The organism is Mesorhizobium sp. M0166 (assembly GCF_040322255.1).
Lineage (GTDB): Bacteria > Pseudomonadota > Alphaproteobacteria > Rhizobiales > Rhizobiaceae > Mesorhizobium.
Genome location: NZ_JAMYTD010000009.1, coordinates 156487 through 182640 on the forward strand (window position 1 = coordinate 156487; position 26154 = coordinate 182640).

Annotated in this window: 22 protein-coding genes; 5 read left to right on the forward strand and 17 right to left on the reverse strand. The window is 62.6% G+C overall.

Going from position 1 to position 26154, the window contains the following annotated elements:
- Window positions 1-10: 10 nt before the first annotated feature.
- The 5 genes from NKJ46_RS13515 to NKJ46_RS13535 form a co-directional block, all read right to left on the reverse strand.
- Entirely contained in the window at window positions 11-1342 is a 1332-nt protein-coding gene (locus tag NKJ46_RS13515) for a UDP-glucose dehydrogenase family protein (protein ID WP_352665454.1), read from the reverse strand.
- Window positions 1343-1427: 85 nt separating this feature from the next.
- Window positions 1428-2294: an endo-1,3-1,4-beta-glycanase ExoK gene (gene exoK, locus NKJ46_RS13520; protein ID WP_502903398.1), complete on the reverse strand. Its 867-nt coding sequence runs from the start codon at window positions 2292-2294 to the stop codon at window positions 1428-1430.
- 132 nt (window positions 2295-2426) lie between these two features.
- Window positions 2427-2828: a hypothetical protein gene (locus NKJ46_RS13525; RefSeq protein WP_352665455.1), complete on the reverse strand. Its 402-nt coding sequence runs from the start codon at window positions 2826-2828 to the stop codon at window positions 2427-2429.
- A 269-nt stretch (window positions 2829-3097) separates the two neighbouring features.
- Window positions 3098-4114, reverse strand: coding sequence for a glycosyltransferase family 2 protein (locus tag NKJ46_RS13530; protein WP_352665456.1), 1017 nt, complete (start codon window positions 4112-4114; stop codon window positions 3098-3100).
- 419 nt (window positions 4115-4533) lie between these two features.
- Window positions 4534-4854, reverse strand: coding sequence for an exopolysaccharide production repressor protein (locus NKJ46_RS13535; RefSeq protein ID WP_352665458.1), 321 nt, complete (start codon window positions 4852-4854; stop codon window positions 4534-4536).
- A gap of 557 nt (window positions 4855-5411) precedes the next feature.
- Between NKJ46_RS13535 and NKJ46_RS13540 the strand changes: the two genes are divergently transcribed.
- Window positions 5412-6089 (forward strand): sugar transferase, encoded by a 678-nt coding sequence (locus tag NKJ46_RS13540; protein ID WP_352665459.1) that lies wholly within the window; start codon window positions 5412-5414, stop codon window positions 6087-6089.
- Between the two features lie 207 nt (window positions 6090-6296).
- The gene (locus tag NKJ46_RS13545; protein WP_352665460.1) at window positions 6297-7508 is read left to right on the forward strand and encodes a polysaccharide biosynthesis/export family protein; all 1212 of its coding nucleotides are present in this window, start codon (window positions 6297-6299) and stop codon (window positions 7506-7508) included.
- A gap of 128 nt (window positions 7509-7636) precedes the next feature.
- Here the strand turns inward: NKJ46_RS13545 and NKJ46_RS13550 are convergent, their stop codons facing one another.
- Entirely contained in the window at window positions 7637-8908 is a 1272-nt protein-coding gene (locus tag NKJ46_RS13550; protein WP_352665461.1) for an O-antigen ligase family protein, read from the reverse strand.
- Between the two features lie 328 nt (window positions 8909-9236).
- On the opposite strand from NKJ46_RS13550, the gene NKJ46_RS13555 reads away from it, so the two are divergent.
- Entirely contained in the window at window positions 9237-9989 is a 753-nt protein-coding gene (locus NKJ46_RS13555; RefSeq protein WP_352665462.1) for an SDR family NAD(P)-dependent oxidoreductase, read from the forward strand.
- A gap of 38 nt (window positions 9990-10027) precedes the next feature.
- On the opposite strand, the gene NKJ46_RS13560 is transcribed toward NKJ46_RS13555, so the two are convergent.
- Both NKJ46_RS13560 and NKJ46_RS13565 read right to left on the reverse strand, forming a co-directional pair.
- Complete coding sequence (locus tag NKJ46_RS13560) at window positions 10028-10609, reverse strand: DUF1349 domain-containing protein (protein WP_352665463.1); 582 nt, start codon at window positions 10607-10609, stop codon at window positions 10028-10030.
- Window positions 10610-10647: 38 nt separating this feature from the next.
- Entirely contained in the window at window positions 10648-12084 is a 1437-nt protein-coding gene (locus tag NKJ46_RS13565) for an aldehyde dehydrogenase family protein (RefSeq protein WP_352665486.1), read from the reverse strand.
- A gap of 176 nt (window positions 12085-12260) precedes the next feature.
- On the opposite strand from NKJ46_RS13565, the gene NKJ46_RS13570 reads away from it, so the two are divergent.
- On the forward strand, window positions 12261-13292 hold the full coding sequence (locus tag NKJ46_RS13570) for a hydroxyacid dehydrogenase (RefSeq protein WP_352665464.1): 1032 nt from the start codon (window positions 12261-12263) through the stop codon (window positions 13290-13292).
- Window positions 13293-13317: 25 nt separating this feature from the next.
- Here the strand turns inward: NKJ46_RS13570 and NKJ46_RS13575 are convergent, their stop codons facing one another.
- The 8 genes from NKJ46_RS13575 to NKJ46_RS13610 all read right to left on the reverse strand — a co-directional run bounded on the left by NKJ46_RS13575 (window position 13318) and on the right by NKJ46_RS13610 (window position 24554).
- The gene (locus NKJ46_RS13575) at window positions 13318-13803 is read right to left on the reverse strand and encodes a hypothetical protein (protein ID WP_352665466.1); all 486 of its coding nucleotides are present in this window, start codon (window positions 13801-13803) and stop codon (window positions 13318-13320) included.
- Window positions 13804-13906: 103 nt separating this feature from the next.
- Window positions 13907-16738 carry a nitrate reductase gene (locus tag NKJ46_RS13580; RefSeq protein ID WP_352665467.1) on the reverse strand — a complete coding sequence of 944 codons (2832 nt, stop codon included), beginning with the start codon at window positions 16736-16738 and terminating at the stop codon, window positions 13907-13909.
- Between the two features lie 3 nt (window positions 16739-16741).
- Complete coding sequence (nirD, locus tag NKJ46_RS13585; protein WP_352483963.1) at window positions 16742-17071, reverse strand: nitrite reductase small subunit NirD; 330 nt, start codon at window positions 17069-17071, stop codon at window positions 16742-16744.
- A gap of 66 nt (window positions 17072-17137) precedes the next feature.
- Window positions 17138-19588 (reverse strand): nitrite reductase large subunit NirB, encoded by a 2451-nt coding sequence (nirB, locus tag NKJ46_RS13590; RefSeq protein WP_352487945.1) that lies wholly within the window; start codon window positions 19586-19588, stop codon window positions 17138-17140.
- Window positions 19589-19607: 19 nt separating this feature from the next.
- Window positions 19608-20909, reverse strand: a complete 1302-nt coding sequence (locus tag NKJ46_RS13595) for an MFS transporter (RefSeq protein ID WP_352665468.1) — start codon at window positions 20907-20909, stop codon at window positions 19608-19610.
- Between the two features lie 547 nt (window positions 20910-21456).
- Window positions 21457-22254, reverse strand: coding sequence for an ABC transporter ATP-binding protein (locus tag NKJ46_RS13600; protein ID WP_352487941.1), 798 nt, complete (start codon window positions 22252-22254; stop codon window positions 21457-21459).
- Between the two features lie 11 nt (window positions 22255-22265).
- Window positions 22266-23162: a nitrate ABC transporter permease gene (gene ntrB / locus NKJ46_RS13605; RefSeq protein ID WP_352665469.1), complete on the reverse strand. Its 897-nt coding sequence runs from the start codon at window positions 23160-23162 to the stop codon at window positions 22266-22268.
- A gap of 75 nt (window positions 23163-23237) precedes the next feature.
- Window positions 23238-24554 (reverse strand): CmpA/NrtA family ABC transporter substrate-binding protein, encoded by a 1317-nt coding sequence (locus NKJ46_RS13610; RefSeq protein ID WP_352665470.1) that lies wholly within the window; start codon window positions 24552-24554, stop codon window positions 23238-23240.
- On the opposite strand from NKJ46_RS13610, the gene NKJ46_RS13615 reads away from it, so the two are divergent.
- A complete protein-coding gene (locus tag NKJ46_RS13615; RefSeq protein ID WP_292664306.1) occupies window positions 24541-24669 on the forward strand; it encodes a hypothetical protein in 129 nt (42 codons plus the stop codon). The two genes, NKJ46_RS13610 and NKJ46_RS13615, sit on opposite strands and share 14 nt — an antisense overlap.
- Before the next feature lie 244 nt (window positions 24670-24913).
- Here the strand turns inward: NKJ46_RS13615 and NKJ46_RS13620 are convergent, their stop codons facing one another.
- Window positions 24914-26152: a CmpA/NrtA family ABC transporter substrate-binding protein gene (locus tag NKJ46_RS13620; protein WP_352665472.1), complete on the reverse strand. Its 1239-nt coding sequence runs from the start codon at window positions 26150-26152 to the stop codon at window positions 24914-24916.
- Window positions 26153-26154: the final 2 nt, after the last annotated feature.

Below are 26154 nucleotides of genomic sequence, written 5' to 3' on the forward strand. Positions count from 1 at the left end.
CGCCCTGGCGTCACGCCGCCATTCTGCCGATGCTGTGGTATTCGATGCCGTGGCGGGCGATGACCTTGGGGTCGTAGAGGTTGCGTCCGTCGAAGATGACGGGCGTGGTCAGCGCGTTCTTCAGCGCATCGAAGGACGGCGCGCTGAAGCTCTTCCACTCGGTCACGATCAAGAGCGCGTCGGCGCCTCGCAACGCGGCCTCCTTGGTGCCGCACAGTTGCAGGTCGTCCCGCAGCCCGTAGATCGCCTGGCATTCCTGCATCGCCTCCGGATCATAGGCCTGGACATTGGCACCGGCGGCCCAGAGCGCTTCCATCAGCGTGCGGGCCGGGGCCTCGCGCATGTCGTCGGTATTGGGTTTGAAGGCCAGGCCCCACAGAGCAAATGTCTTGCCCTTGAGATTGCCCTTGAAATAGCGGTCCACCTTCTCGAACAGGACCGACTTCTGCTGGTTGTTGCGCTCCTCGACGGCACGCAGCAGCTTGGCGTCGAACTTGACGGCCTCGGCGGTCTTGATCAGGGCACGCACATCCTTCGGGAAGCACGAGCCGCCATAGCCGAGGCCCGGATAGATGAAGTGGTAGCCGATCCGCGGGTCGCTGCCGATGCCCTTGCGGACCTCCTCGATGTCGGCGCCCAGTTGCTCGGCCAGGTTGGCCATTTCATTCATGAAGCTGATCTTGGTCGCCAGCATGCAATTGGCCGCGTATTTGGTGAACTCGGCACTGCGCACATCCATCACGATCATCTTTTCGTGGTTGCGGTTGAACGGCGCGTAGAGCTCGCGCATCACCGCCTCGGTCTCCTCGTTGCTGGTGCCGACGATGATGCGGTCGGGTTTCATGCAGTCGCTCACAGCGGACCCTTCCTTGAGGAATTCCGGATTGGAGGCGACGTCGAAAGCCAGATCCTCGCGCCCGCGCGCCTTCAGCGTTGCGGCGATCCTGGCCTTTATCCTTTCGCAGGTGCCGACGGGCACGGTCGACTTGCCGACGACGATCTTGGGCTCGTCCATCTCACGACCGATGGCCTCGGCGACGGCCAGCACATATTTGAGGTCGGCCGAACCATCCTCGCCCGGCGGCGTGCCGACGGCGATCATCTGGATCTGGCCATGCTTGATCGCCGCGGCGGCGTCGGTGGTGAACTTGATGCGGCCGGCGGCATGGTTCTCCTTGACCATGTTTTCGAGCCCCGGCTCGAAGATCGGGACATGACCCTGGTTGAGCCGCTCGACCTTTTTTGCATCGATGTCGACACACACCACCTGATGGCCGACTTCGGCAAGCACCGCCGCCTGTACAAGACCGACATAGCCGATTCCAAAGACAGTCAAATTCATTCGGTTTCATTCCTGTTCAAGGCTTCGGGCCTGTTCGAGCTTCGGGCTTCGGACCATCTTCGGCCCGGCCGGTTTAGATGCGCGTCTAGTTTGTCTTGCATGCCAGCGATTCCGGGAATTGGCAGGGCTGGCCGAGTGCGGTGAATGCAACGCGATCCACCTGCATGGTGAGCTTGCGGCCGGGATCGGAGAACGGCCCCATCCAGCCCTTCATCGTATCGCTGCCCCACAGGCTGAAATAGATCCTTTGCGAATGGGTGGGCAGCTTCGCCGGATCGGTGATCTCGTGGACAAGCTTGCCGTTGACGTACCAGCGCAGCCGGTCCTTTTCCCAGACGAAGGCGTAGTCGTTGAAGGCCTTGTCGGTGCCGCCGGCGACGTCGACCAGTTTCTCGTTCTTGCCTTTGCCGGCTATGTAGGCGTTGACCTGAACTTTGGACGTGTCCTTGGTCAGCACCTCGAAGTCGATTTCATCATGCGGCTGCTTGTCGGCATCGCCGACGAAGCTGAAGAATGCCGCGTTGACGCCGGAGCCCGTGTCGGTCTTCATTCGCGCCTCGTAGGTGCCGTAGCCGAAGCGCTGCTTGGTCTGGATCTCGGCGCAGGCGAATTCGCGATCCTTCAGCTTGCGCTTCTCGAAACCGAGCGTCAGCATGCCGTCGGAAAGCCCGATCAGGCTTTTGGACCAGGTGCAGTTCTGATGCTTGCCGTTCGTCCAGCCGTCGGAAATGTACCAGCGCGCGCGACTGAGGCTGTTGAAATCATCGACAAAGGACGGCGCGGTTGGGAGATCTTGGGCGCGGACGGGCACCAGGCCCGCAACCATGCTGACGAGAACGAGCAGCAGAAACGCGCCGTCTGAACGGAGCCGCCGCAGCTCGCCTGGGATCGGGCGCGTGGACGGGGTGCCGCGGGTCGCCGGGGCGGACGTGCTTTTAGGATCTGCATTCATATCAAACTCACCTTGTGCTGTGCGCCCCCAAAGCGATCGTTCGAACCGTGACGAAACAACCTGATCTTGACCTCTGTCGCTCCCAAGCTCCGTGTTGTGCCTAAAACCATTGCGCCGAACCGGGGTGTTCGCTCAGCCTGTGCCGGAATCGGCGGGCTTCACAAAATCGGTCCTTATGTCGGGACGGTTCTGCCGCTTCTCCTCGAAGATTTCATCCAGCGAATGACGGAGATCCTTCATCATCTGCATCTGGCGCGACAGCGCTGCGATGCGCCGCTCGCAATTCAGGATCGACCTCGTCAGTTCGCCGACTTCGGAAGACCTGCGAGAGGAGACTGCTCCGTTCTCCATGGCCTCGACGAGAAAGGCGGCATTGGTAGCCGTTGTCCTGTAGCGGTTCTCAAGGCCGCTCTTCTCCGCCTCGACTTCGGCCGCGATCTGGTCCAGCAGCTTTGCCAACCGATCGAGGCGCGAGGTGTCGGTCTGCGTGTCGCGCGCCGGATCTCTCGATCGGAAGCGAAAGATCGAGGCCATGCACTCAGCGTCCCATCATCGTCGAGCTGGTGAACGGCCTTGGTGCCCGTCCACATTCAAAAGACATTTCTCGCATCGTCCAGCTCCTCCGACAGGGGATGTCTCGGGCCAGTTCGGTTGGCCGTCCAAAATTGCTGCACCGCAACATAGATTGCCATTCCCTGCGCGGATAGGCAACCACCTAGATCGTAAACTCATGAATCTCGTTGAAACGGTGCGAGCCGACAGAAGGGTAAGGGAGTAGCTACCGCCGTCGCACGTTGACGGGCCTAGCTTTCGCCGGCCGTGCTGGTTCCGGCCATGAGGAAGCGCAGCGGCGGCACATGCTGACGCTTCGCGGTGAGGCCAGCGCGGCGAAACAGCGCATCCAGCTTGTCGGAGGCGACGCCGCGGACGACGGCTGTGAGGTTGGACGGGCCGGCCAAGGCGTAGGCCGCGGCCGGCGCCAGCCCACGCTCAGCCTTCACGTCTAAAAACTTCCGCAACCGGTATTTGTCGCGGATGTGCCGCTCGTGCCTTCTCACCGCAGCCTTCGATGCCTCCGGCAAACTGTCGATCGCCAGCAGTGCCAGGTCGGCATCGGCCAGATGCTTCAGGTCCTGGGTCTTGTGCCGTCCGCTCAGCGAATCGGCGCGCACGATCGCGCCGTAGCCACAGCATTTGATAACCTTGAAGCGCGCGCCATGGGCAACCGCGCGCGCATAGAGTTCATAGTCTTCACCCAGGCGCAGCTTCTCGTCGTAGCGCAGCCCATGCCGATCGAGAAAGGCGCGGCTGATCACGGGCTTGAGGAAGCCCAGTTCCCCTCGTTGCACACGGCGCCTGGAGATGTTGGCGTCGATGAAACCCTCGAAGTCGAGGAATTCCGGCTCGGGCGAGAACGGTGGAGCGACGATTTTCGAAACATCGGTTGCCGCGTCGTCCCTGACAAGCATGATGTTGTCTGCAGCGAAGTCCCAATCGGTGCTGGCGAACAGTCTGTGAAACCTGCCTTCGAAAAAGAAATCATCAGCGTCCAGGATGCTGATGAACGGCGACCTGGAACCCGCTATCGCGGCGTTGCGGGCAAAGGATGGGCCGCGATTGACGTCGAAGCGGATGACGGAAAGGCGGCCCGTGCCGTCGCCGGCCGCGTGGGCGACTTTCGCGGTATCGTCGGTGGACGCGTCGTCGACGACGACGACTTCCGCAACCTCCGGCTCGCGTAACGCCGATGCGATGGCAGCCGGGATTGTCCGCGCCGCATTGCGGGCGGCGATGATCACGCAGACCTGGGATGATGTCATGGACAATGCCTCTCGATTGCAGAAGTCGTTGCGGATTTCCTCGCCCCGTCCGCTCAATGCCCCACCGCCCATCTGAAATGCATCGGCCCAAATGCCTATGCTGCAAGTGCGAAGCAAGCATCGCCAAAATCATCGGCGCCGTCCAGTTTTTCATTTTGCTGGGTGTCATGGCCCGGTTCGGCAGGCGGCGAGCCTCAATCGGGATAGCTCCAGAAATGCGCCGCTTGGCAGAGCCGTTCCTACACGCTCAGGATCAACCCCCAATGGCGCGCCCCAATGGCGCGCTCAGTTGGCCAGCCGGTCACTGCCGAGCAGGTCGCGGCAATGGAGAGTGGCCGCTTGATTGAGGCCGGAAGCATCGAGGAGTTGAAGAAACGGGATGCCGACTTGCGGCGCGTTGCTGGAGGCAAGGCCCGAAATCAGTGAAGGCCTCTCCTGGCACTGAGTTTCTCGCCTTCGGCCGCCTCATTCGAACTCAGCTTTCGTTCTGTGTCGCGAATCTTGTCCGCCGGGGTCGGGGCATTTCTGGCGACCATGGCAAAGACCAGCAGAAAATAACCGAGTTGGATGACTATGGCACAGCCGACGACGCGAAACAGCGTCGTGCCGAGCGAGGCGCCGCCCAAATAGGACCAGACGATCACGATCGCCAGCGCAAAACACATTCCGATAATGAACTTTGGCAGTGACATACCCGATAGCCCATCAACCGGCTCGGGAAAAAATGTCGACAAGCCCACCCCGAGCACCTCCCTTAAACTCTGCGAGCTTATTTAGGTTGCCCGCTTCTGGCCGGTTGCTTCCGGCCTAGCCCAATCTGTCCATGGTCCGACAGAAACAATTTGCAACTCTATTGAGCCGCGCAATAGTCGGCAAGGGCAGCTGCGGAATAATTTTAGACGAATCCTCGGGATCGACTCTGCCATGGTGCAATGCACACGTCGGCATCACCACCGATTGCCGGATATCGACTCTCTCTAGTAAGAGTTATGATATCGACTAGTATTTCATCATGACATCAGTCGATATTTTGAAATTCTAAATGACGGCAAAGCTCCGTAGCAGCGTATAAAGAGCGAATCGCCTAAAATCAGCCCCAAAATTGGACTAGCTTTTCCAAATTTGCCCATAATCTGTCTCTTTTGCGACATAAAGGCGAAATTTTGTGCAGGACGAGTTTATTATTTAGTCAGTTCATGACGCGACTATTACAGCCGACTGGGAAATTGTGTGTTGCGCTGCAACATTTTTTTGGTATCGTGCGCTAAACCATCCGTTCAACGTATGGAGTTTACGCATGAGGGACGTAGCCAAGCCGGCCGATGCGGATTTTTCGCAGGCCGGCCTCGATTTTCCGCCACCGATCGGCGGCCTGCTCAAACGCAGCTTCGATATTGCCGGTTCGCTGATCGGCCTGGTCGCTCTCAGCCCGCTGTTTGTGATGATAGCGCTGCTTGTCAGGTTTTCCGATGGCGGGCCGATTTTCTATGGTCACAGCCGGATCGGCCGCGGAGGACGGATTTTTCCGTGCCTCAAGTTCCGCACCATGGTTCCAGACGGCGAGCGGGTGCTTGCTGCCTATCTCGCCGCGAATCCGGAGGCCAACGCCGAATGGATAGCGACCCGCAAGTTGAAGAACGACCCGCGGATCACGCGCGTCGGGGCGGTGCTGAGGAAGCTCAGCCTCGATGAGTTGCCGCAGATCATCAACATCCTGCAGGGGGATATGAGCCTGGTCGGGCCTCGTCCCGTGGTGCGCGATGAGCTGGAGATCTATGGCAATTCGGCCGTCTATTACCTGAAATCGCGCCCCGGCCTGACCGGGCTCTGGCAGGTCAGCGGACGCAACGATGTTTCGTATGACAGCCGCGTCGCATTCGACAGGCACTATGTCGAGAACTGGTCGATGTTCGAAGACATCCGCATCATCATCAAGACCGTACCTGCGGTCTGGATGTCGCGAGGCTGCTACTGACGGCCGCTTGCTGGCCGTGCATCGAGGAGCGACTGTCCAGAATTCGGGCCTAGAACTCAGGCCCCTAACTCAGGCATCGGCAGCTCATCGGGCGGGGCAAACCAGATCGGAAACGCTCAGTTGAAAGCAGATATAATCGATATCTTTTGCACCGGCATTCTCTCCAGACACATGCGGCGAGTACGGCTTTTGACGACTTGCCTCACAATGGCGACCGGCTTGACGCTGTCGCTAGCCCTGCCACAGTTCGCCTTCGCCGACGACTATCGGCTTGGAGCACAGGACAAGCTGACTATCCGCGTGGCGGAATGGCAGACCGTCGAAGGCACGTTCCGTGACTGGTCGGCCATCAATGGAGAATACACGGTCGGCCCCGCTGGAACCTTGTCGGTTCCCTTCGTCGGCGAGATGCCCGCATCCGGCAAGACGACTTCGGAGATCGCGGCATCGCTCGGCGAGGCGCTGCAACGCAAGCTCGCTCTGGCCGACAAGCCGGAGGCTTCCGTCGAAATGGCGCAGTACCGGCCATTCTACATCTCTGGTGAGGTACAATCGCCCGGCCAGTACCCTTGTGTGCCTGGGTTGTCCGTGCTGAAAGCGATGAGCATTGCCGGCGGAGCCCGGCGGAACCCGGAGAGCGGGCAGCGCTTCGACCGCGACCTGATCAATGCCAAGGGCAATTTCGACGTACTACAAGACCAATTGGTCAGGCTGACCGTCAAGCGCGCCCGCGTCGAAGCGGAACTGGCGGACAAGCCGACATTCGCGGTGCCGAAAGAGGTGGCCGACGATCCGAAGCTGCCCAGCATTGTTGCCGATGAAACGGCGATCCTGGCGGCCGACCAGAAGAAACTCAAGCTGCGCTTGCAGGCGCTCGACGATTTGAAGGCGCTGCTGCAGAGCGAGATCGATTCGCTGCAGAAAAAGATCATCAACCAGCAGAAGCAGGTCGATCTGGCGAAGGAGCAGCTCAACGGCATCGGCTCGCTGGCGCAAAAGGGCCTGGTCGTCAACACGCGGGTTTTGAACTCGCAGCAAACCATCGCCGACCTTGAAGGCCAGATCCTGGATTACGAAACGGCAATTCTCACGGCCAAGCAGTCGATCAGCAAGGCCACCCAGGACGCCATCGATCTCGAGAACACCCAGAACTCCAGCCTCGCGACCGACCGGCAACAGACGGAAGCCGATCTCAACGAGGTGACGCTGAAGCTGAATATGGAAAAGGCCTTGATGTCCGAAGCCTTGTCGGGCAGCCCCATGCCGCAATTCTACGGCAATAACGAACCAGCGGCCTTGTCATTTTCCCTGGTGCGGGTGGTCGACGGCAAGACCAGCGAAATCACCGCCGATGAAGACACACCGGTGCTGCCAGGTGACGTGATCAAGGTCAAACCGGCGCCCCTGGCCATCCAGTAGCTTCTTTCCACCGGAGCGAAGAAGCACCAACCCCGCAGGCAGCGGTCTGCGGGGTTTTTGCGTTTGGGATCTTGTGGATCAGAAAACAAAGTGGCCTTCGGGCAACGAACCGCCTGGATCCGCCCGCGCTAGCCTCGCACGGCGTCCGGTTCCTCGAGATGGTTCACGGCGCTCCACCGGGAAGGAGCGACGGCCGGCGCCCTCACCAGCTTGAAGTAGCTGTAATACAGCAGGAACGAACCCATGATGTAGGGGTTGAGGGTCTCGACCTCGACGAAGGAGCGGATGAACAGAAGCACCATGATGCCGGAAAGAATCACGGAGTCGGCTTGCCATGTCCTGAATATCAGCGCCGAGACGTGACCCCAGAGCGTGCGCAGGATGATCAGCGAAAGCAGTGTCGCCCCGACGAAGCCGAGTTCCACCAAGGTCTCGATGTAGGTGTTGTGGAAGTGGAAGCCGCTTCGGGCGGCGATGTAGAATTCGTTCCACAGCCGCTCGGCCTCGGAGAAGCCCTGGACCCAATAGGCCGCGTAGCCAACGCCGAGTATGGGCGATTGCTGCGCGGCATTCCAGCCCTGTTGCCAGAGGTAGGTTCGTCCGGTGAGCGTTGAATCCTTGCCGAAAAGGCCAAGGACAAAGTCCATCAGCCCGAGATTCAGCGCAATCACGGTGCAGGCGATCAGCCCGCCCGCACCGATCATGAAAATCACCCGGCGATGGCGGAGCGAAAGCAGCTTGCCTATGGAAAGCAGGGCGACCAGAGCGAGAACCGCCGGGGTCGATGCCATGGAAGTGGCCGAATGAGACACCACCAGCAGATAGCCCGATAGAAGGACAATCGGTACGATCAGCAGAAAGCTTATCCGGCCACGCCTGAGAAAGGCGAGGTAGACAACGCAGAAATAGATGCCAAGCGATGCGACAAAGCCGATCTGGTTCTTGGAGCTGAATGCGCCGACGAAATTATACGTGCCATCGAGAACGTCGTAGGAATAACTCGCGACCTTGAGCGAATAGAGCAGGACGACGAAAATCCCGATCAGGGCGCCTATGGTCAAAGTCCGGACGCTGACGGTGCGCGCGGCAATGTAGGCGCAGGCGATATGGGAGCAATATTGGACGGCCGTCCTTGCCGTCGTGCCAGGGGCCGCCGACCAGAACACCGAGAAGCAGACATAGGTTGCAAAGGCCAGCGGAAGCCAGGCGCTGGAAGCGTGCCTTAATATCTTCCGGTAGTCGACCAGGATGAGCGGCAGCCAGACCGCATAGTAGGCCAGGATCATGGCCTGGCCGAAAATGGTCGAGTAGGAGAACGCCCAGATCGAGACGGCAACGGCAAAGCTGCCATAGGCCGTGTTCTTGTCCGGATCGATCAACAGAGATTTTGGAATCTTCATCTCGGTAGCGGTTTTCCGTCCTTGCAGCTCAATGCCGATTTCATGGGCCGCTCATGGGCGGATTCATTGGATCGATGGGGGCTCGCCTGCAGGCGCTCGCATTGTGCAGTGCAATATAACCCATCCGGCGCCGCCTGTCACCCGGATGCCAACCGGGCGCGTCGTTCCAGCCGTTCTCCCAATACCGGACGAGACGATTGGGCCAGGAACGCCTACCGGTCCAATTGCCCGGTGCTGGCCCATCACAAGCTGTTCGGAGGCTGCAAGTCCGCGCTTGAACTTGTCCGCCGTTGACTTCACATTCGCCGCCGATTGGGAGGAATGCGACATGCCGATGAGTTTCGCGGGACGATTTGCCGGACGATCTGCTGTTATCACCGGCGGCGCCTCAGGCATCGGCCTGGCCGTCGCGCAAAGGATTACCGACGAAGGCGGGCGTGTTTCGGTCTGGGATCGCGATGCCGCCCAGATCGAGCAGGCCAAGGCCATTGTTCCAGGCCTGCACAGCGTGACCCTCGACGTTGCCGACCCCCTAGCGGTCGAAGCCGCCGCCGGAGAGACGATCGAAGCGTTGGGCGCGGTCGATGTCCTTGTCACCAGTGCTGCCATCACCGGACCGAACATGACGACCTGGGAGTATTCCGTGGAGGATTGGCGCCGGGTCATCGACATCAACATCAACGGCGTCTTCTTCTGCAACAAGGCGCTGGTCCCGCATATGCTCGAACGCAATTACGGCAGGATCGTCAACATCGCCTCGATTGCCGGCAAGGAAGGTAACCCGAACGCCTCGGCCTACAGCACCTCCAAGGCGGCGGTGATCGGCATGACCAAGTCGCTCGGCAAGGAACTGGCCAAGACCAAGGTGACGGTGAACTGCGTCACGCCGGCGGCCGTGCGCACCGCGATCTTCCAGCAGATGAGCCAGCAGCACATCGACTTCATGCTGTCCAAAATACCGATGGCACGGTTCGGCGAGGTCGAGGAGGTGGCGGCGCTGATTTGCTGGATCGCGTCCGAGGAATGCTCGTTCACTACGGCTGCCGTCTTCGACGTCTCCGGCGGCCGGGCGACCTACTAAGGCCGGACGGCGAAACCGCTCGATCGGAGCGCGGCGCCTCAGTCGTGAAGCTCTCGCGAGATCGGCGGGCCGATCGAAAAATCGCTGAATGTGACCTCGAAACCCTCGCGCTGCGGCGAACAGCACATCATGCCGACATCGACCGTTTTCGACGGCGGGAAATAGGCAAGCCGCACCGGTTTCCAGTGCTTGTCGGACGCGTCCAGATACTGGACGCGGATCGTCTCGGCATGGCGGGTCAGGCGGATTCTGACCCCGTCGGGGTCGGCGGGAATGCTGGCCAGCGACCAGTCGGAGGCATCGTTGGTGACGACGACGGAAAAATACATCAGCCCGTCGGTGTATTCGATGCCGGCCTTGATCCAGTGCGTCTCGCTCAGGCGGACCATAAGGCCGGCTTGGTCGTAAAGCACCTCATACTGCCCCTTGACCGTGACTTCGGCGCTGAAATCCCCCTCGACCTCACGATAGAGGAAATGGCCATTGTCACGCCAGAAGCCGTAGAACGTCTCGCGCCAGAAGTCGGTCTCCTTGCCGGTCCGCACATGCACCGTATCGTTGCCGAAGGCATGGTGCGGCGGTGGATTGAGCCAGGTCAGGTCTGTGTTCTCAGATGCCATCGATTTGCTCGCCTGCCTGGCTGGTCTGTCGCCTTTTCTTAGCCGGCAAACGTGTAAGCGGTCTTCACCGTCGTGTAGAACTCCGCAGCATAGCGGCCCTGCTCGCGCGGGCCGTAGCTCGATCCCTTGCGTCCGCCAAAAGGCACGTGGAAGTCGACGCCGGCCGTCGGCAGGTTGACCATGACCATGCCGGCTTCCGAATTGCGCTTGAAGTGCGTGGCATGCTTGAGGCTCAAGGTGCAGATGCCGGAGGTCAGGCCGAACGGCGTGTCGTTGGCCACCGCCAGCGCCTCGTCATAATCCTTGACGCGGATGACGTTGGCGACCGGTCCGAAAATCTCCTCGCGCGAGATGCGCATGGCGTTGGTGGTTTCGGTGAACAGCGCAGGCTGCAGATAGAAGCCGCGGGTTTCGCGATCGAGCCGCTCACCGCCGAAAGCAAGATCGGCACCTTCCTGACGGCCGATGGCGATATAGTCTTCGTCCTGTTTCAACTGGCTCTGGTCGACAACCGGTCCGATCTGGGTCTTGGCATCGAGAGCATCGCCGACGACCAGCTTGGCCATGCGGTCCTTGAGCGCCCCGACGAAGCGGTCGTGGATGCCGTCGGTCACCACCAGGCGGGACGACGCCGTGCAGCGCTGGCCGGTCGAGAAGTAGGCACCGTTGATGGCGCAGTCGACGGCGACGGCAAGGTCAGCATCGTCGAGCACGACAAGCGGGTTCTTGCCGCCCATTTCGAGCTGGAACTTGCGCATGTGCTCGACGCTGGCGGCGGCGACGCGCTTGCCGGTACCGACAGAGCCTGTGAAGGTGATGGCATTGAGGTCAGGGCTGTCGAGCATAGCCTGGCCGACCACCGAACCTTTGCCCATGACCAGGTTGAGCACGCCCTTGGGCAGGCCGGCGCGATGCAGGATGTCGACAATTGTCCAGGCGCTCTCCGGAACGAGTTCCGCCGGCTTGAAGACGACGGTGTTGCCGTAGGCCAGCGCCGGAGCGATTTTCCAGGCCGGGATGGCGATCGGGAAATTCCACGGCGTGATGATGCCGACGACGCCGACCGCTTCGCGGGTGATCTCGACGCCGACGCCGGGCCGCACGCTCGGCACCAGCTCGCCCGACAGGCGCAGCGTCTCGCCGGCGAAGAAGTCGAATATCTGGGCGGCGCGGACAGTCTCGCCGATGCCCTCGACCAGCGTCTTGCCTTCCTCGCGCGCCAACGCCCGGCCGATTTCATCTTTCCGCGCGGTGATCTCGTCCGACGCCTTCCTCAGCACCGCATGGCGCGCCAGCAGACCCGATCGGGACCATGCCGGAAATGCCGCTTTCGCTGCCGCGATGGCCTGCCGGGCGTGCTCGGCGCCTCCCGATGCATATTCGCCGACCACGTCGTCGAGATTGGACGGGTTGATGTTGCGGGAGCCGGCATCGCCTACCCACTCGCCATCGATGAGGTTCTTTCGAAACGGGATCATGTCGCTGTCTTCCTTGTCGTCCTTCGATCGCCGTCTATCTGGACCACCGACCGCCGCACCGCAAGGCCGAAGAAGGCAAACTTCTCCTCCTCGACCGGCATGTGATAGGTGTCGGGGGGCGGGAAAAGACGATTCTAGTATGGTGCGACGCGGATCGCACGGGAGGAAGTATCATGTCCGACAGCGCCTTGCCGCTGGTGATCAGCGCACCCGAACCGCGGACACTCGACCTGATCTTCACGCCGGCTGCGCTGGCGAAATTTCGATCGAAATACCGCATCGTCGAAACGTCGCCCGAGGGGGTGGCGGCGCTGCCAGCGGATATCCTTGCCCAGACCCGCTACATCGTCGGCCAACCGCCGATCGCGCCGGAGACGCTGGAAAAAATGAAGGCGCTGCGCTGCATCTTCAATGTCGAGAGCAACCTCATCAACAACATGCCCTACGAGACGCTGTTTTCGCGCGGCATCCATGTCGTCACCACCGGCCTGGTGTTTGCCGAACCGGTCGCCGAGCTCGGCCTTGCCATGGCGCTCAACCTCGCTCGCGGCATCGTCGACGCCGATCTCGCATTTCGTCAGGGCAAGGAGCTGTGGGGCGGCGACGGCAGCCGGACGGCGCGGCTTCTTTCCGGCGCGGATGTCGGCATCATCGGCTTCGGCGATCTTGGCCGTGCGCTCAACCGGCTGCTGGCGGGCTTTCGCACGCGGACAAAAGTCTTCGACCCGTGGCTGCCGCCGTCGATCCTGATCGAAAACGGCGTCGAGCCGGCCTCTCTCGACGACGTTCTGTCGAACAGCGATTTCGTCTTCGTCGTCGCTTCGGTGACCAGTGAAAACCAGGGTTTCCTTGGTGCCGAGGCGTTTGCCAGGATGCGCAAGGGAGCCGCTTTCATCCTGCTCAGCCGAGCCGGCGTGGTCGATTTCCCGGCACTGATGGTTGCTGTCCGCAGCGGCCATCTCGTCGCCGCCAGCGATGTTTTTCCTGAGGAGCCTCTGGCCCAGGATCACCCGGTCCGCACATTGCCGGGATTCCTGCGCTCCGCCCACCGGGCCGGCGCGCTCGACATCGCCTTCAAGCGGATGGGCGACATGGTGCTGGAAGACATGGACCTGATCGACCGCGGCCTGCCGCCGATGCGTTCGAAGCGGGCCGAGCGTGAGACCGTTTCGCGCATGCGTTCAAAACCGGTCGACAAGAATTAAGCCGTCTGCCGACGGTCGCACATGCTCAGACGGTGAAGGACCAAAACAGGCAGGCCAGTGTCGCTGCGGCAAAGACGACGAAGAACAGGCTTCTCAGCAGGATGTTGCGGCGCAGCTCGTTGATGAAGAGATGGCATCCGACGACGGCTGCGACAAACAGGAAGCGCCAGTTCGGCAGCGCCGAGAGCACATCGCGCTGACCGAAAGCAAATCTCGCGGCGAGACATCCAACGATGACCGCAAACAACACGATGACCGTCCAGAAGATCGCATCGGCGGCATGTGTCAGGACGATGCCGGCGAGCCTGATCGGCAGAACCATCATCAGCAGCGCGCTGAAAAAATACACCGCCGCGAGCGGAATGAACGTCCCTGCATCGGCGACGTCGCTCAGACGCTTGGCGCCGATCGCGCCATAGGGATAGCCATGCCTGGCCACCGCCAGGCTGAGCGCCATCAGCAAGGCCGTCAGCACGGCGGCCAGCGCGAATGAGGTCAGGGCTTTGCTCATGGGGCTCCCGTTCCGAGCGAATCGACGTCAGGACGTTGGTAGCCCATGGTTTGTAAATTGCTAGTAAGCACCGTGCAGCGGCGCGGCAGAAATCCTCGGCGCATCACTCCGCAGCTTGTAGACGCCGCCCGTCGATAATGGTCTTGATCTCGGCGCGGCAGGAGCCGCAATTGGTGCCGGCGTGAAGGGCGGCGCCGATTGCCGCAACGCTGGTGCAGCCGCCGCGCACCGCTTCCGCGATCTGGTTGGCACCGACCCCGAAACAGGCGCAGACGACGGCACCGCGGTCGACGCTGTTGCCGCTCGGTCGCCCGGCGACAATCGCCAACCGCGCCTGCCGATCGGCATGGTCGGCACCAAGTTGTTCGACCGCCCAGCCGCGCGACACCGCTACCGGGGTAGGCGCAAGATAGAGCGCACCGACCAGCCGACTGCCCGCGAAACGGGCGAAGCGATGGTGCCCGCCGGCGATGTCGTGATAGGCGAGCGTCTCGCCTTCCATGCCTAACAGGGAGGCGGCAAACGCGGTCCAGTCGCGGCTGTCCTGCAGCGCAATTTCAAGCCGCCAGCCGGCGGGGCAGCGGGCGAGGCTCCAGTAATCGGCGTCGATCGAGGCGGGCCGTTCGGCAAGCACGGCGAAGCCGAAGGCCGTGGCGGCGAACCGCTCGATGCGGGCGGCAACGTTCTTCGAGGCCGGCTGGCCTGAAATCGCATCGGTCGTCGGCGCTACCAATGCATCGACGCGCGCGTGGCCGGAGAACTGATCGGTCCAGTGCATCGGTACGAATACAGAGCCTTGGCGTTGGCGCACCGTCACCAGCGCGCGGACCAGCACCTCGCCATACGCGGTTGAGACGCGCACGATATCGGCATCGCCGATGCCGTAGTGCTGCGCATTCGCCGGATGGATTTCGACGAACGGTTCGGCCATGTGCTGCGATAAGCGCGGGCTTTTTCCCGTGCGCGTCATGGTGTGCCAGTGATCGCGGACGCGGCCGGTGTTGAGTATCAGCGGATAGTCCGGGCTAGTGCGGGTTTCGACGGTTGGGCGGATGGCAATGAAGCGCGCCTTGCCGTCGGGCGTGTAGAAATTGCCGTTGGCGAAGAAGCGGGTGCTTTTGTCCTCCGGCTGGCGCCAGGCACCCCCCTCTGGCCTGCCGGCCATCTCCCCCGCAAGGGGGGAGATTGGCAGCTTTGGCGTCGGCTCTCCCCTTGCAGCATTGGAGATTGGCGAAGGCCGTGGTGATAGCCAATCTCCCCCCTTGCGGGGGAGATGGCCGGCAGGCCAGAGGGGGGTGGCTGGGCTCGGCGCTGGCCATTGGAACGGCAGAATATCCTCATAGGTCTCTGCACCGATATCGCCATAAGCGCCGATGTCGAAATCGCGTGCCCCGTCATTCTCGAAGCCCGACAACGCGGCATGCTCGGCGAAGATGTCGGCCGGCGACACATGCGAAAACGCCTCGCCAAACCCCATCCGCTTGGCGACCTCAGCGATGATCCACCAATCTGGCCTTGCCTCGCCGGGCGTGGCCAAGAAAGCCCGCTGGCGCGAGATGAGGCGCTCCGAATTGGTGACGGTTCCATCCTTTTCGCCCCATGCGGTGGCCGGCAGCCGGACATGGGCGTGGCGGACCGTGTCCGTCTCGCCCAGCACGTCCGAGACCACGACAAACGGGCAGGCCTTGATCGCCGCTTCGACGGCATCGGCATCCGGCATCGAATCGACCGGGTTGGTGGCCATGATCCACAGCGCCTTGATGCGACCGTCGGCCACCGCTTGAAACATCTCGACCGCTTTCAGGCCGGGTTTTTCGGCGACGGTTGGGGCATTCCAGAAGCGCTGCACACGGTTGCGGTGCTCGGGGTTTTCGATCTCCATGTGGGCGGCCAGCATGTTGGCCATGCCGCCGACCTCGCGGCCGCCCATGGCGTTGGGCTGGCCGGTCACCGAAAACGGCCCGGCGCCGGGCTTGCCGATGCGGCCGGTGGCCAGATGGCAGTTGATGATGGCGTTGACCTTGTCGGTGCCCGAAGACGACTGGTTCACGCCCTGGCTGTAGACGGTCACCGTCTTCGCTGTCGCGGCAAACAGGCCGTAGAAGCGGGCCAGTTCGTCCTCGCTGAGACCCGTGGCCGCCGCGATGCCGGTAAGGTCGAGCGCCGAGGCACCGAAAAGCGCTTGCCCGAAGCCGGTCGTGTGCGCCGTGATATACGTGCGGTCCAGCGCGTTGTGCTGGCCGAGATAGGCGAGCAGGCCGGTGAACAAAGCGACGTCGCCATCGGGCGCGATCGCCAGATGCATGTCGGCGATATCCGACGTCATGGTGCGGCGTGGGTCAATCAGCACCACCTTCATCTCGGGCCGCTTTTCCCGGGCGGCGGCAATGCGCTGGTAGAGCACCGGATGGCACCAGGCGAGATTGGAGCCGACCAGCACGATCAGGTCGGCAAGTTCCAGATCCTCGTAAATTCCCGGAACGGTGTCCGAGCCGAAGGCGCGGCGGTGGCCGGCGACCGACGAGGCCATGCACAGGCGCGAATTGGTATCGATATTGGCCGAGCCTATGAAGCCCTTCATCAGCTTGTTGGCGACGTAATAGTCCTCGGTCAACAACTGGCCGGAAACATAAAAGGCGACCGAACCGGGGCCGTGCTCGGCAATGGTTTGCGAGAAGGTCGAAGCGACAAGATCGAGCGCTTCGTCCCAGTCGGTGCGGCGACCGTGGATCTCCGGATGAAGCAACCTGCCGTCGAGGTCGATGGTCTCAGCCAACGCCGAGCCCTTGGAGCAGAGCCGGCCGAAATTCGCCGGGTGGTCCGGGTCGCCACGAACGGTTATTTCACCGTCCGCAGCGACTTTCGCCAGCACGCCGCAACCCACCCCGCAATAGGGGCAGGTGGTCCTCACCTCGCGCGCTTCATCAATCTGCATGGTTCACGCCGCGCGGCTGGCCAGCGCTTCCAGCGCAATGAACAGCCGCTCGCCGTCGATCCGGACCGGAATGGTGCGCACCACACCCTCGTCCGCGCCGAGCGCCTTGCCTGTCTCCAGCGAGATCACCCAATTGTGCAAGGGACAGGTCACCGCCGTGCCATGGACGATGCCCTGGCTGAGCGGCCCACCCTTGTGCGGGCAATGGTCGTCGATGGCGAAGACCTGATCGTCGGCCGTGCGGAAGACGGCGATCTTGCCTTCGGGCGTGGCGACGCAGCGGGCGCCGCGGCGCGGAATGTCCGAGAGCGTGCCTATCGATACCCAGTTCATGTGGCTATTCCTCTTTTGCGCGTGTTCTTGTCCGAAAACCGCATTCCACTTTTCGGCAACACGCGCCTACTCCGCCGCCTGCGCAAAGCCGACCGAAGCCATGGGCCGGAATTCATGCTTGTCCTTGCCGGAAGCACGTTCCGACCACGGGTCGACCTGGGCGAATTTCTGCGAAAAGACGAAGCGGTCGAAATAGGCTTTGCGCTTCTCGCCATCGTCCATGATCTGGCGCTTGATCTCGGCTATGCCGACGCGCTTGGCCCATTTGTAGATACGCTCGAGATAGCGGCCCTGCTCGCGATACATCTGCGTCAAGGCGACGATATGCTCCAGCGCCTCGTCCTCGGTCTTGACCAGGCCGAGCACTTCGGTGCCCTTGATGTCGAGGCCGGCGGCGCCGGCGAAATGGATTTCGTAGCCGCTGTCGACGCAGATCACGCCGACATCCTTGCAGGTCGCCTCGGCACAGTTTCGCGGACAGCCCGACACCGCCATCTTGACCTTGGCCGGGGTCCAAGAGCCCCACATGAATTTTTCGATACGGATGCCCAAGCCGGTCGAATCCTGCGTGCCGAAGCGGCACCAGTCCGAGCCGACGCAGGTCTTCACCGTGCGCAGTCCCTTGGCATAGGCGTGGCCGGAGACGAAGCCAGCCTGGCCAAGATCGGCCCATACCGCCGGCAGGTCTTCCTTGCGGATGCCGAGCATGTCGATGCGCTGGCCGCCGGTGACCTTGACCATCGGGATCTCGAACTTGTCGACGACGTCGGCGATGGCGCGCAATTCGGCGGCGTTGGTGACGCCGCCCCACATGCGCGGCACTACAGAATAGGTGCCGTCCTTCTGGATGTTGGCGTGGACGCGCTCGTTGATGAAACGCGACTGATAATCGTCGGCGTATTCGTCGGGCCAGTCGCAGACGAGGTAATAATTGAGCGCCGGCCGGCACTTGGCGCAGCCGCAGGAGGTCTTCCATTCCAGCTCCTGCATGACGGCGGGAATGGTCTTCAGGCCCTTGGCCTTGATCAGCCGGCGGACCTCGTCGTGGCCAAGCGTGGTGCAGCTGCACATCGGCTGGACCGCCGCGGGGTTGTATTTGTCGCCGATGGTCAGCACCATCAGCTTTTCGACCAATCCGGTGCAGGAGCCGCACGACGCGGACGCCTTGGTGTGGGCGCGCACGTCGTCGAGCGAGGTCAGGCCCTTGGCCGTGATCGCGCCGGTGATCTTTCCCTTGCATACGCCGTTGCAACCGCAGATTTCCGCATCATCCGGCAAGGCTGCAACGGCCGCCATAGGGTCCAGGGGGGCGCCTCCCTGGTAGGACTGGCCGAAGATGAGCGTGTCGCGCATCTCGGATATGTCGGTCTGCTTCTTCTTGAGGTCGTTGAACCAGGCGCCGTCCGCCGTCTCGCCATAGAGCACGGTGCCGATGATACGGTCATCCTTGAGCACCAGGCGCTTGTAGACGCCGGCTGCGGCATCGCGCAGCACGATCTCCTGGCGGTCATCGCCCTCGGCGAAGTCGCCGAGCGAGAACAGCTCGATGCCGGTGACCTTGAGCTTGGTCGGCGTGTCCATGTGGACGAAAGCCGCTGCCTCATTGCCGGCCAGATGGCTGGCGGCGACGCGCGCCATCTCGTAGAGCGGCGCGACCAGCCCGTAGACCTGGCCGTTGACCTCGGCGCATTCGCCGATTGCGTAGATATCGGGATCGTTGCTGCGCATGCCGGCGTCGACGACAATGCCGCGATTGACGGCAATGCCGGCTTCCTTGGCCAGCGCCGCATTCGGCCTGATGCCCACCGCCATGACGACAAGCGTCGCCGGGATGATGGTGCCGTCGGCAAGCTCCACCCGCTCGACCTTGCCGTTGCCGGTGATCGCCTGGGTGTTGGCTTTGGTGATGACCTTGATGCCGCGCTGCTCGACTGCGCGCTGCAGGAGATAGCCGGCGGCCGGATCGAGCTGACGCTCCATCAGCGTCGGCATGACGTGCAGCACGGTGACGTCCATGCCTTGCGCATTCAAGCCCGCGGCTGCCTCGAGCCCGAGCAGGCCGCCGCCAATGACCACGGCCTTGGCCCGCGACTGGGCGGCAAGCATCATCGCCCGGACGTCGTCGAGATCGCGATACGTGAGCACGCCGGGCAGATCATGGCCTGGCACCGGAATGATAAACGGCACTGAGCCGGTGGCGATGACGAGCTTGTCGTAGGGCTCGGTCACGCCATGATCGGAGGTGACGGTCTTTGCCTGCCGGTCGATGGCGACGATCTTGTGGCCCTTGTAGAGGGTGATGCCGTGCTTGATGTACCAGCCGTCGCCATGGATGATGATCTCCTCATAGGCCTTTTCGCCCGACAGAACCGGCGACAGCATGATGCGGTCGTAGTTCACGCGCGGCTCGGCGTTGAAGATGGTGACCTGGTAGCGGCCAGGCGCCTTTTCCAGGAGGTGCTCCAGCATGCGCCCAGGCGCCATGCCGTTGCCAATGATAACGAGTTTCTCGGTCATGTCCTGATCCACTCCGGTCTCACTCAGCCGCGTAGGAAAGGCCTGAAGCTTCGTCAGACGCCGTGCGCTCCATCCGCCGGATGGAAAAATGCATCCAGGCAAAGCAGGTAGCAACGATGACGAAGAGCAGCATGAAGCAGCTCGACCAGACGCCGGTGAGGTCGTTGAGCGCGCCGAAGACGATTGGCAGGATAAAGCCGCCGAGCCCGCCAATCATGCCGACAACGCCGCCGACCGCGCCGACACTCTGCGGATAGTAAGCCGGGATATGCTTGTAGACGGCAGCCTTGCCAAGGCTCATGAAGAAGCCGAGCACACAGGCAACGGCTATGAAGGCGAGCGGGCCGACCTCGAAATGGAAGGCGATCGGCCCGCTGACACCGCGCACGACGTAGTCTGCCGAGGGGAGAGACAGAACGAGAGTCGCGGCGGCACTGACAGCGAAGGTCCAGTAGAGCACGGTGCGGGCGCCGATCCGGTCGGAAAGCACGCCGCCATAGGCGCGGAAAACACTTGCCGGAATTGAATAGGCCGCGCCGATCATACCGGCGGTCGCAAGCCCGAAGCCGTAGACGCCGATCAGGTAGCGGGGCAGCCACAGCGAGAGCGCCACGAATGCACCGAATGCGAAGAAATAATAGAAGGCGAAGCGCCAGACCTGCAGGTTCTTGAGCGGCGCGAATTCCTGCCAGAAGCTTCTCGCGGGCGCTGCCTTGCCGGCGCGGCGCTCGCGGATGACCGGATCGTCGCCGGTCGTGAACCAGAAGATCGCGGCCATGACGACGAGTGCTGCCGCCCAGATCAGCGCGACCGTCTGCCAGCCCCAGGAGAGAAGCACGAACGGTGCCAGGAACTTGGTGACCGCGGCGCCGACATTGCCGACACCGAAAATGCCAAGCGCCGTACCCTGCTTGCCGGCCGGGAAGAAGCGCGAGACATAGGCGACACCGACGGCGAAGGAACCGCCTGCGAGCCCAACGCCTAGCGCAGCGACCAGCATCTGCCCGTAGGTGTGCGCAAAAGCGAGCAGAAAGGTCGCGATCGCCGCCGCAAGCATGGTCGCGGTGTATACCAGCCGTCCGCCAAAACGGTCGGTCCAGACACCGAGCACCATACGCACGAGCGAGCCGGTGAGGATCGGCGTGCCGACGAGCAGGCCGAACTCCGTCTCGTTCAGCCCCAGCTCCTGCTTTATGCGCACGCCGATGATTGAAAAGATCGTCCACACCGCGAAGCAGACGGTGAAGGCGATGGTGGACATGACAAGCGCCTGCCGGGGAGCACTGTCCTGGCTGGGCGCTGCTGGGAGATTTGCGGTCATTTTCTGGCTCCGGTTTGCGGCGTGGGAGGCACCGCCCTTGTCCTGTTCGTTCGCGACTGTCAGCGGCGCGGCATCGCCGTCAGCGCGATGACGGCCAGAAAATCGCGACGCGTGAAGTCCGCGAGGGACGCGCCAGTTCCGATCCGTTTCATCATCGTCGTCTCCGGTTAGGCGCCGCTTGGGACCAGCGCCGTCGATTGCGTCAAAACAAAAAAGCCGCCGGCCAGGTCTTCGCGTCCGGGGTTCCGGGAGCGCGTGTGGACCTGAGCGGCAGCTTTGCCTGTGGCGCCCGCCATTGGACGCCGTGTCACTTGGCCCTTGCGGACCTACATTTTCAAAAGCAGGAAGCGTGCCAATTCGACAGCGCCCAGAATTATCGAATGAAACCAATGTGAACCGCAGCCGCGCGACTTTTGAACAAGCTCGGCTGCGGATCAAAGATTAGTCAGAATGCCTTGCACAGCAGCATAATATTTGTGCAATGCGGTAGATTGCCCGTTGCCGATGCAGATTGCCGATGATGATGACGAGTTTTCAGGTTATTGCCTTACTCCGCGGCTTCGACGAAGCGGTGGCGTTCGTAGAGGAATTTCAGCACCGCCTCGCGGCAGCGCAGGAAGGTGCGGTCGGAGGAAAGCTCGATGCGCCGACGCGGCCGGGCCAGCGGCACGGGAAGAACCTCGCCAATAGTGGCCGCCGGGCCGTTGGTCATCATCACGATGCGGTCGGACAACAGCACCGCCTCGTCGACATCATGGGTGATCATGATCGTCGTCGAGCCGAGCCTGGAATGGATATCCATCACCGCGTCCTGAAGATGGGCGCGCGTCAGCGCGTCGAGCGCGCCGAAGGGCTCGTCGAGCAGCAGGATCTTCGGCTCCATGGCCAGCGCCCGGGCGATGCCGACGCGCTGCTTCATGCCGCCCGATATCTCGGCCGGACGTTTGTCCTTGGCATGCGCCATCTGCACGAGATCGAGATTGCGCATGATCCAGTCATGCCGCTCGGCCCGGCTCTTGCTGCGGCCAAAGACCTTCGTGACTGCCAAATTGATGTTTTCGTAGACGGTCAGCCATGGCAGCAGGCTGTGGTTCTGGAACACCACGGCGCGTTCCGGGCCGGGGCTGTCGACCTCCTTGTCCTCGAGCAGCACGGCGCCGGCCGAGACCTTGGTCAGGCCGGCGATCAGGTTGAGCAACGTCGACTTGCCGCAGCCGGAATGGCCGATGATCGAGACGAATTCGCCCTTGTCGATGGTCAGCCGGATATCTTTCAGGACGTCGCTGACCTGGCTGCCGCGGGCGAAGGATTTGTCGATATGATCGAGTTTCAGATAGGCCGTCATCGTCCCTCTCCTCACTTTGCCGTTGTGCCGCGGGTGACGAAGACGCCGACCGCCGCGACCAGGCGGTCGAGGCAGAAACCGGTGACGCCGATATAGGCGAGCGCGACGATGATGTCGGGCAGGCGCGACGAGTTCCACGCGTCCCAGATGAAGAAGCCGATGCCGACGCCGCCGGTCAGCATTTCGGCGGCGACGATGGCCAGCCACGACAGGCCGATGCCGATCCGCAATCCGGTGAAGATGTAAGGCGCGGCCGCCGGCACCATGATCTTCACGAAGAACTCGAGCTGGTTGAGCCGGAGGATACGGGCGACGTTGCGGTAGTCCTCGGGGATGTTGCGGACACCGACCGCGGTGTTGATGATGATGGGCCAGATCGAGGTGATGAAGATGACGAAGATCGCCGACGGGCTGGAATCGCGGAACGCCGCCAGCGACAGCGGCAGCCAGGCGAGCGGCGGCACCGTACGCAGGATCTGGAAGACTGGATCGAGGCCGCGCATCGCCCAGATCGACTGGCCGACGAGTGCGCCGAGCGCGACGCCGACGATTGCCGCAAGGCCGAAGCCCATGGCGACGCGCTGCAGCGACATCAGCACCCGCCAGGCGAGCCCAATGTCCTGCGGGCCATTGTCGAAGAACGGGTGGGCGATCAGGTCATAGGCCTCGTTCCACACCTGGCTTGGCGGTGGCAGGCTGGCTGTGGGCGACGAACAGGCGACCTGCCAGACGACGAGCATGATGGTGATGACAATGACCGGCGGCACCAGCGTGCTGACCAGCTTGGCGGCGATAGCGGCCGGGTCGAAGCGGCGCCGCGCCCTGGCTGTGAAAGCGATGATTTCGGCGGGCTTGGCCGGCGCGGGGAACGGCTTCACCTTGCTGTCCTCGATGGCTTGGATACACATTTTTTCGAAAAACTCCATGGCGGCACGTGCAAGGCAGGCGGCGTTGCCACCGCCTGCCGCGCGTCTATGTCGGGCTCAGGCCGACACCTTGATCTTCAGGCTGTCGAGATAGGCCGACGGGTTCTCCGGATCGAAGATCTTGCCGTCGAAGAAGGTTTCGGGGCCGCGCGACGAAGACGCCGGAATATCGGCCGCGGCGACACCAAGATCCTTGGCCGCCTCGCGCCACAGATCCTCACGGTTGACCTGCGCGACCAGCGCCTTGATGTCGGTGGTCGGCGCGAACTTGCCCCAGCGGATATTCTCGGCGAGGAACCAGCTGTCGTGGCTCTTGAAGGGATAGGACACGCCGCCCTGCCAGAACTTCATGTAGAGATCGGTGCCGGTGGCGACGCGGCCATTGCCGTAGTTGATGTCGCCCTTGAGGCGGCCGATGATGTCGGCGGTCGGCACGTTCATCCATTGCCGTTTGCCGATGATGGCGGCCATCTCGTCCTTGTTTTCCTTTGCCTCGCACCATTGCTGGGCCTCCATGACGGCCATCAGGATCGCCTTGGTGGCGTTCGGATATTTATCGATGAAGGCGGCGCGCAGGCCGAGCGCCTTTTCCGGATGGCCCTTCCACAGTTCGCCCGTGGTGGCGGCGGTGAAGCCGACGCCCTGGTGGACGAGCTGCTCGTTCCATGGCTCGCCGACGCAGAACACGTCCATGTTGCCGACCTTCATGTTGGCGACCATCTGCGGCGGCGGCACGACGATGGTCGAGACGTCCTTGTCGGGATCGATGCCGCCGGCGGCCAGCCAGTAGCGCAGCCAGAGATCGTGCGTTCCGCCCGGGAAGGTCATGGCGGCCTTGACCTCCTTGCCTGCGGCCTTCTTGGCGGCGAAGGCTTCCTTCAGCTTTGAGGCATCGAGGCCGACGCCGGTGGCGGCATATTCCTGGGCGACGGAAATGCCCTGGCAGTCGTAGTTGAGCCGCGCCACGATCGCCATCGGCAGCGGCTGCTTGTTCTGCGTCACCTTGCCGGTGTGCATCAGATAAGGCATCGGCGTCAGGATATGGGCGCCGTCAATGCCGTTGGCTTCGCCGCCGAGCACCAGATTGTCGCGCGTCGCCCCCCAGGAGGCCTGCTTGAGCACCTCGACATCGGGCATGCCGAATTTCTCGAACAGGCCTTTTTCCTTGGCAATCATCAGCGGTGCGGCATCGGTCAGCGCAATGAAGCCGAGCTTGGCGCCGGTGACTTCCGGTACGGCGGCAGCCGCATAGGCGCCGGAGGGCAGCAGCGCACGCGCCGCCGCCAGCGTTGCCGCGGTGGCCGCGCTGATCCTCAGGAAATCGCGGCGGCTGATCGCCGTTTGGGCGGAATGGCTCTTGATGCGTTTCGTCATCGTCATCTCCGGTTGGGCGCGGCTTGGGATCGGCGCCGTCGATTGCGTGTTCGACCAAAACAAAAAAGCCGCCGGCCAGGCCTCGCGCGTCCGTCCATCCGGGATCGCGTGTTGACCTGAGCGGCAGCTTTGCCTGTAGCGCCCGCCATTGGACGCGTATTCCGTGACTCCGAGAAGAGTCTGCCTATTACGAAGCAGGAACCGTGCCAGTTTCGGAATGGATGACAAACATCAATGATGTCAACGGCATGCTAAAATCGTCGGCGCGCCGGCCCGCTGGGCGAGCAAGCCAAAGATTGTTCATTAGCGCAGTTGCACGCACATTTTTTGTGCAGTGCACAAGAATGGCGCGGAAATGATCAGGCTTCGGCGCGCGCCAATTTCTGGCCGGCAATGTAGGCGTCGATCTCGTCGGGATCGAAGATCTGGCCATCGAAGAAACCGTCGGGACCAAGAACCAGGCTGGCACCGGCCGAGCCGACCGGCGTGGCAACCGTAAGCGCCCCCTCGACCTTGGAATTGGCGCCCGGCAGAGCGACGCCGAGCGGCTTCAGCGCCGCGCGATAGAGGTCGGGCCTATAGGTGTCGCGGGCCAGCGCCATATTGGCGGCGCTGTGCTTGACCTGCCCCCAGCGCACCATCTGCGTGTAGAACCACAGCGCATGGCTCTTCCACGGGAAGTTCGCCGCCTTGTCGAAGGGCAGAAAGAAGTCGCCGACGCTGAGTTCGGCGCCGCCGCCGAGCGCAAGATGGCCGCTGAGGATCGGCATCTGCAGCGCCGGCGCCAGGCCAAGGAAGGCCGGCTGCGCCATCAGGGCCGCAAGTTCGCCGCGGTTTGCCGGATCCTGGCACCAGCGCGCCGCATGATGCAGTGCGCGCAGCAGGGCCGAAAGCGCGTCCGGCTGTTTTTCCGCCCATGCCTTGCGCACGCCGAGGACTTTCTCCGGGCTGGTCTTCCAGATGGCCGCCTTGACGGTGGCGATGCGGCCGGTGCCGGCAACGACAGCGGCGCTGTTCCAGGGTTCGCCGACGCAGTAGCCGTCGATCCTGCCGGCGGCGAGCGCGTCCGCCATGAAGGGAGGCGGCACGATGACGATTTCTATCTCGTGCGATGGGTCGATGCCGCAGGCGGCGAGCCAGTAGCGCAGTTCGTAGTTGTGCCCGGAGTGCGGATGGACGACGGCGAAGCGAAGCGGATCGCCGCCGGCATTTGCCCGTTCGCGGATCAGCGCGCCCAACGCCCGGCCGGCCCGTGCCGGATCGAGGTCGGGTAAGGCGCCGTGCGCGGCCACGCCCGCCCAGACCGCGTTCGAAACCGTCACGCAATTGCCGCCGAGGCCGAGCGAGAACGGCACGACCGTGTCGGAGGCGAGCGGCGTCAGCCCCAGATTGCAGGCGATCGGCATCGGCCCCAGCATATGCGCGAGATCGAAATGGCCGATGGCGATGCGGTCGCGGATGTTGGCCCAGGACGTTTCCCGGTTGAGCGTCAGGTCGATGCCTTCGCGCAGGGCGAAGCCGATTTCCTTCGCCGCGACAAGGACAGCGCTGTCGAAGAGCGGCATGAAGCCAGCATTGATCCGGTGCTCGGCCGCCATTC

Coding starts and splice junctions, on each gene's coding strand:
- NKJ46_RS13595 (WP_352665468.1), bottom strand. CDS start 20,909: ATGACCGCAAATCTCCCAGCAGCGCCCAGCCAGGACAGTGCTCCCCGG.
- NKJ46_RS13550 (WP_352665461.1), bottom strand. CDS start 8,908: ATGAAGATTCCAAAATCTCTGTTGATCGATCCGGACAAGAACACGGCC.
- NKJ46_RS13515 (WP_352665454.1), bottom strand. CDS start 1,342: ATGAATTTGACTGTCTTTGGAATCGGCTATGTCGGTCTTGTACAGGCG.
- NKJ46_RS13620 (WP_352665472.1), bottom strand. CDS start 26,152: ATGGCGGCCGAGCACCGGATCAATGCTGGCTTCATGCCGCTCTTCGAC.
- NKJ46_RS13600 (WP_352487941.1), bottom strand. CDS start 22,254: ATGACGGCCTATCTGAAACTCGATCATATCGACAAATCCTTCGCCCGC.
- exoK (WP_502903398.1), bottom strand. CDS start 2,294: ATGAATGCAGATCCTAAAAGCACGTCCGCCCCGGCGACCCGCGGCACC.
- NKJ46_RS13560 (WP_352665463.1), bottom strand. CDS start 10,609: ATGGCATCTGAGAACACAGACCTGACCTGGCTCAATCCACCGCCGCAC.
- ntrB (WP_352665469.1), bottom strand. CDS start 23,162: ATGTGTATCCAAGCCATCGAGGACAGCAAGGTGAAGCCGTTCCCCGCG.
- nirB (WP_352487945.1), bottom strand. CDS start 19,588: ATGACCGAGAAACTCGTTATCATTGGCAACGGCATGGCGCCTGGGCGC.
- NKJ46_RS13545 (WP_352665460.1), top strand. CDS start 6,297: ATGGCGACCGGCTTGACGCTGTCGCTAGCCCTGCCACAGTTCGCCTTC.
- NKJ46_RS13540 (WP_352665459.1), top strand. CDS start 5,412: ATGAGGGACGTAGCCAAGCCGGCCGATGCGGATTTTTCGCAGGCCGGC.
- NKJ46_RS13580 (WP_352665467.1), bottom strand. CDS start 16,738: ATGCAGATTGATGAAGCGCGCGAGGTGAGGACCACCTGCCCCTATTGC.
- NKJ46_RS13570 (WP_352665464.1), top strand. CDS start 12,261: ATGTCCGACAGCGCCTTGCCGCTGGTGATCAGCGCACCCGAACCGCGG.
- NKJ46_RS13610 (WP_352665470.1), bottom strand. CDS start 24,554: ATGACGAAACGCATCAAGAGCCATTCCGCCCAAACGGCGATCAGCCGC.
- NKJ46_RS13575 (WP_352665466.1), bottom strand. CDS start 13,803: ATGAGCAAAGCCCTGACCTCATTCGCGCTGGCCGCCGTGCTGACGGCC.
- nirD (WP_352483963.1), bottom strand. CDS start 17,071: ATGAACTGGGTATCGATAGGCACGCTCTCGGACATTCCGCGCCGCGGC.
- NKJ46_RS13530 (WP_352665456.1), bottom strand. CDS start 4,114: ATGACATCATCCCAGGTCTGCGTGATCATCGCCGCCCGCAATGCGGCG.
- NKJ46_RS13615 (WP_292664306.1), top strand. CDS start 24,541: ATGCGTTTCGTCATCGTCATCTCCGGTTGGGCGCGGCTTGGGATCGGC.
- NKJ46_RS13555 (WP_352665462.1), top strand. CDS start 9,237: ATGCCGATGAGTTTCGCGGGACGATTTGCCGGACGATCTGCTGTTATC.
- NKJ46_RS13525 (WP_352665455.1), bottom strand. CDS start 2,828: ATGGCCTCGATCTTTCGCTTCCGATCGAGAGATCCGGCGCGCGACACG.